At 31.1% G+C, this 5750-nt stretch carries 5 protein-coding genes and 1 pseudogene; 3 read left to right on the top strand and 3 right to left on the bottom strand.

Annotated elements, in window-relative coordinates; genetic code table 11:
• Positions 1 to 420 (top strand): annotated as a pseudogene (locus ILT06_RS31940) (hypothetical protein); the annotation flags it as partial.
• Between the two features lie 616 nt (positions 421 to 1036).
• Here the strand turns inward: ILT06_RS31940 and ILT06_RS31935 are convergent.
• Positions 1037 to 1582, bottom strand: coding sequence for a hypothetical protein (locus tag ILT06_RS31935; protein WP_222655986.1), 546 nt, complete (start codon positions 1580 to 1582; stop codon positions 1037 to 1039).
• A 615-nt stretch (positions 1583 to 2197) separates the two neighbouring features.
• Positions 2198 to 2848, bottom strand: coding sequence for a DUF3967 domain-containing protein (locus ILT06_RS31930; protein WP_222655985.1), 651 nt, complete (start codon positions 2846 to 2848; stop codon positions 2198 to 2200).
• A 229-nt stretch (positions 2849 to 3077) separates the two neighbouring features.
• Here ILT06_RS31930 and ILT06_RS31925 point away from each other — a divergent pair, with 229 nt between their 5' ends.
• Entirely contained in the window at positions 3078 to 3239 is a 162-nt protein-coding gene (locus ILT06_RS31925; protein WP_222655984.1) for a hypothetical protein, read from the top strand.
• A 1020-nt stretch (positions 3240 to 4259) separates the two neighbouring features.
• Positions 4260 to 5033 (top strand): hypothetical protein, encoded by a 774-nt coding sequence (locus ILT06_RS32800; protein ID WP_261784595.1) that lies wholly within the window; start codon positions 4260 to 4262, stop codon positions 5031 to 5033.
• Positions 5034 to 5299: 266 nt separating this feature from the next.
• Here the strand turns inward: ILT06_RS32800 and ILT06_RS31915 are convergent, their stop codons facing one another.
• Positions 5300 to 5515, bottom strand: a complete 216-nt coding sequence (locus ILT06_RS31915) for a preprotein translocase (protein WP_222655983.1) — start codon at positions 5513 to 5515, stop codon at positions 5300 to 5302.
• Positions 5516 to 5750 lie beyond the last annotated feature (235 nt).

The following is a 5750-nucleotide window of genomic DNA, read 5'->3' as shown; positions in this document are numbered from 1 at the left end:
CCTACGTTTTCTAATGTATTTGGACAGTTTGCTAGATCAGGACCAGTAGCAATACCACCAGATTCAATATTACCTCTTAATTTTAGTAACAATGATAATACATCTGGTTTTAGTTTAGCTGGAGGACAAGTTACTGTTCAAAATTCAGGAGTATATGCTATAGATGCTCGAATAACACTAAACATTCCCGATGCTGGAGCTTTTGCTATCAGAGTAAATGGAGTAAATATTACTCCTACAGCAGGATCTTCTACAGGTGGTGGTGGAACAGCAAGCAGTACAACTCTTGTTAGATTAAATATTAATGATGTTGTTGATATATTTAGAAGTGGTGGGATAGCTGATATATCAACATCTTCATCCGTCGATGCACAAACTTTTATAACTATTCAATTGAGATTAATTAAATTAATGGATTAAAAATTTTATTCAATAAATTAGGAGAAAAAAATAAGAAGTAAGTGTCAATGGTAAGCGGACTGAAATGGGGCATTACAAGTGATGTTTCATAAAGTAATGAAAATGAACATTTTGAAAGATTCTCTTGATAAATTATTTTAATTTTTAAATCGTAGTTGTGTACTTGCCAACTACGATTTTTTTTACTTTTGTTTGATTTTTGTTTGTGGTAATTTAACTAGACATGAAACACTCTAAAATCATTGATATAACAACATTTTTAATCATTTTAAAACTTCTTTTCTTTTCACTCTTTATATAAGGGCTAAAAGTTCCGCAAGGAACAGGTCGTATTTTTGAGCAAACAACGCTCAAAAATCTCCACCTTAATAATAAAAAAGTCGGTTTGTTAATCATCACTTAAAGACTATCGTCTTTTCTTTTTTATTATGTTCTTATAAAACTTTTTTCGGCATGTGTGCTTTTCTCGCCAAGCCGACAGATAAAAAGCAGAACAATGGTTATTGATTTGTGATAACAAGTATATGAGGTGAACTGCCTATGGAACGATACTTCACATATCAAACTGTGAAAGCCCACAGGTTTAGTCGTGGGCATTTACATCTAAAATGAAAAATCAAGATAATTTAATCAAATTAATTGATGCTGCAAGTTTTCGGCCATCACAAGTTTTTATAACTTCATTTAATACATTTCTCAATTGGACAGTAGCATTAGCTGGGATAAATACAATTGATCCACCAGAAATAGTAGCACAAACATTGCGATCGGCTTCATTATTAGTAATCCCAAATCGAGTTTGGTTGTTAGGAATTTCCACCTCGTTTATGAATATTCCCAAATCTCTATCACCCCCAGGATCAACGGGATTATAATTTACACTTACATAATATTCAATATAATAAGACCCAGCTTGAGCAACATGGATAGTTACTCCATCAGGATTTAAATTGACTCCACCATTTATCTGTCCGGTAGCATTCCAAGGCATAGGTTGGTTATTGATCAATGTGACAAAGTTAGTTTGATAAAAATTTCCGAAAGCTGGTGAAAATACACTTGATATTCCCTCGATGACAACTTTCTGTTGACATGTTGGAAATTCCTCATGACACCTACAGTTAGAGTGTCTATATCCGCATTTTTTACAACGTTCAGACAAAAAAACATCTCCCATCTTATCAATTTGTTATTAGCTATTAGTAAGGTATTAATTTTTTATTAATCGGAAACTTGTTTTAAGAGATTTGATTTTTTCATAAAAATTCTCATATATAGTTAAGAGTAAACACACTATATATGGAATTGTACAAGTGGATTGTAAGAGCAATGCTTTTCGGCTGATTTTTAACTTTTGCCAAGCCGAACTGCCAATTTTTTTGTTCAAAGCATGATTTTTTTTGATAGGGATCAATGTTATGTGGGGGTTATTCTCGACACGACTAGCCAGCACTTACACCCAAAAACAGGGAGAAGCCTTTTTTTAATAGATTTTTTTGATTGTTATAGCCACTTATAAGTGGTTACGAATTTTTTTTAAAAATGCTATGTATACTTATTCATAGCTGGTTAACATAACGTCTTATTATCGGTAGTTAGAAAAACGCACAAACCTTTGATACAATAGGGTTTGTGCGTTTTCTCTTTTTATCGTGCTATGCATGATCTTATACATGGTAGAGATAATGTGGTTTTTCAAGCTTACGGATGTTCTGTATTAGTACAAAAATCTGTATAGAATTTTGTATAAAAAACCTTTCATATAAGCAAGGCTTTTTTATTTCCAGAATTTCCACCAATGTTGTTTATTTTCTATAGTAGGAGCAACTAGTTGTTTAGTCTCTTGAATAGATCGTATGTTATGTAATAGTTGCTCATCTCTTTCTTGCAACAATTGTTCATGGTGTTTTTGATATATTTGTATACCATCTTTCAATGTTTGAAATTCTTCTTGAGTTCGTCGTAGTTCTTCTCCCATGGATTGAAGTTCTTTTGTTATTTCTTCGCGTTCCTCACGCAACAATTCACGTAATAAATTAGTATTGTTTTCGCGTTCCAATATTTCTTTATCTCTTGTAATAAGCAAGGATTGAGAATCCATTGGATCATGGGACGTTCCACTCGTGTTCCAATTTTCATTATTTATGGTTATTGCTACGGTTTTGGCAGCATCCGCCTTGTTATATCCAATATCTTTCATAAGTGTTTGAAATTTTTTTAAAGCTTTTATATCTTTTGAAGTAAAAGTTCGATACTCACGATTACTTTTAGGATCACGAACTTTTACAAAGATGTACTCATGTTTTTCTAACTCTAAACACCATTTACGTAAATAGCTTTCGCTAATACTTAACATTTTTGCTACTTCTTTGGTTAGGAAAGCCGGGAGTGGCTCGGATTTTATACCATTCCGTGTTCCATCAGACATCGTTCCTCACGCTCCTCTTAACGCTCTAATTGGCGTTTCTAAAGATATATTATACATGATAAAACGAAATGCCTTTGAAATGTCAAATTTCAAGGGTTAATTCATGATTCCAACTACAAAATTAGAAGAATAAAAGGGAAATATGAGAATACATTTACAACTGTGAGAAAAAAAGTGTTCTTTGTTTTTTTGTGTGGATAAAATTATGGGTAAAATGGAGGAATGTCTGATGAATATTATTCATTTAGAAATAAAAAATCAATATAGAAGTGAAAAAGAAAATGAAATGGAAAATATACCAATTATAAAGCGGGTATATTATGAAAATGGAAAGATTAAATTTGAAATATCAGGTGAGAAAAAAGTTCCTATGGCATGGTTAGATAAATAGAGAAAAGGCACTCATTTGAGTGTTTTTTTGTTTTCGTAGGTATGGATTTATGTTTTAATCTCTTTATTTGTTATATTTTGAATGTATATTTTTGTTAGCGTTTTTGAGGAGGATAAGTAAAGTGCTATAAATCTAATAAAATTAAGGAAGTAAAAGTAAACTAATATTCAAAAGTTTAGATTCGAACTTTTTGTTGGAAATCAACATAAAATAATATGAATTTAATAAATGGATTAAGGTGAACATGGTATTTCTTTTTCACATAAAAGGCACAAAAAAGATCAATTCCTCTTAAAGGAATTGATCTTTTAGAATGAATTAAAACAAATTATAGACCTATTGATTATATCAAAAGGTTTTAGAGATCATACATAATGCATTTTATTAAAAAAGTGCAAAATCTATTAATAGATTTTGCACCAAAAACAGATGGAAAATACAATCATTAGAAACATAGGAGAGTGTTTCATTACTCCTTATAACCTGTATATTTACATTTTTGTGTTTGGATTTAAAAATATTGTAAGGATAAAGTTTTGTAGTCCTTAGCATACTATTTTCTCAGAATGATATGGTGACCCCTAGTGACAGGTTTCTTGTTCTAGTCTGCAGTAACATTTCTTGATAATATATTTTTTTAAAATCTCAATTCTAACATTTGAAATAAGTCATATGAAATACTTTAGGTTTAGGAAAATCAACAACAGAGCTATTATTTCAATAGAGTATACTTGATTGGAATAAACTTTAGTAAAATTTTATAAAGATACTGCATTTAAAGTTATATTTTTATATTAATTATCATTTTATAGCTAGCTTATGAAGGATAAGAGCAGCTACCCTGTCATTAGGCTTTTATGTTATGCATTATTGATATAACAAGGATTTTTGAAATTTTTATACATTGATAAATTAAAAGGAATTTAATGTTTATAAATATAAACGTATTTAAGATGTATTTCATAACATATTAGGTATGTATTCAATTAATTGTAATTAATTTGAAAAGTTGGTGGAAACATGAATCGATTTAATAAGTTTAATAAATGTAATGGTTTCCCTTTTCCATGTGCCTTCCCTCCTGAAGGGCAAGGGCCAACAGGACCTACAGGGCCAACAGGGCCAACAGGACCTACAGGACCTACAGGACTTACAGGACTTGCAGGACCTACAGGACCTACAGGGCCAACAGGACTAACAGGGCCTACAGGACTTACAGGACTTGCAGGACCTACAGGACCTACAGGGCCAACAGGACTAACAGGGCCTACAGGACTAACAGGGCCTACAGGACCTACAGGACCTACAGGACCTACAGGGCCAACAGGACTAACAGGGCCTACAGGACCTACAGGACTTACAGGACCTACAGGACCTACAGGACCTATAACTTTTGCAAGTTTAAGTAATCCTGGAGTTCAAGTTATTCCAAATTTAGGTGTTGTTACATTTACTGTTATTACCCTAAGTAATGTTTTAATTAATGGAACAAATGATACCTTAACAATTGTTGATTCTGGTGTATATAAACTTGAATACTATCTTTCTACAGATCCAACTTCTATAGCACCAATTTCTTTTGTAATTTCTATAAATGGTAGTACAGGAACTACACTTAATATAGCAATTACTACAAGTGGTAATGAAATATCAGCAGGAGCAATTAGAACTTTAACTAGTGGAGATACTCTTCAATTGGTGAATTTAAGTGATAATCCAACAACTTTACCTCTCTTATCAGCTAGTGGTATGGGAAGACAAAATGCAAGGTTTCTAATATATAAGATTTTTTAGTGAAGATAGTTTTGAAGGATTTATTAAAGGGTACTGTTAAGAAAAATTTTACAGATGAAAATTTAGATTGAGTTTGATTAAATCTATGAAACTATTAATATATTAATATTCTTACTATAAGTTTAAGTTTTTCTTTTTCACTATCTATATAAAGGCTGAAAGTATGATTTTTTTATATGGATTAATGCTATATGGGGTTTCGCCCTTACACGACGAGTCAGTACTTACACCCAAAAACAGGGGGAAGGATAATTTCAAGGTTTAATTTAGTATTTATTTTTTTGAGTAGATTTTTTCCAATCATGAAAAGATGTTGGAAATCCAGAAATCCGATTTTGTTTTGCAACAATTGTTTTTTTATTCGAGTTTTTTTCTTCAAGAGATGTCAGCTTTAATTGTAATTTTTCTAACTGTTCTTTCAATTCCTGATGTTCTATCTTCAAATCTGTAAGTAAACGTAGCATCATATCTGAATTATTCATAAATAGCCTCCTGATTAACACAACATAAAACAGAATATGTAAATCACACATTTACTGTGACAAAAGACTACTCTTTGTATATGAATGCTTTATTTATTATGTGAGATTAATATAAAGTATTTTATCGGCAGCAAAAAAAGTAAAACTCTTAATATAAAAAGGGTTTTGCTTTTTTTGTTTATTTATATTTGTATAACATTGTACGATATTATTTTCAAAATTTTTCTTCGTATAA

Source organism: Bacillus sp. 17RED48 (assembly GCF_019837545.1).
GTDB lineage: Bacteria > Bacillota > Bacilli > Bacillales > Bacillaceae_G > Bacillus_A > Bacillus_A wiedmannii.
Note: the sequence above shows the minus strand (reverse complement) of the source record. Positions and strands in the feature narration are given on the sequence as shown.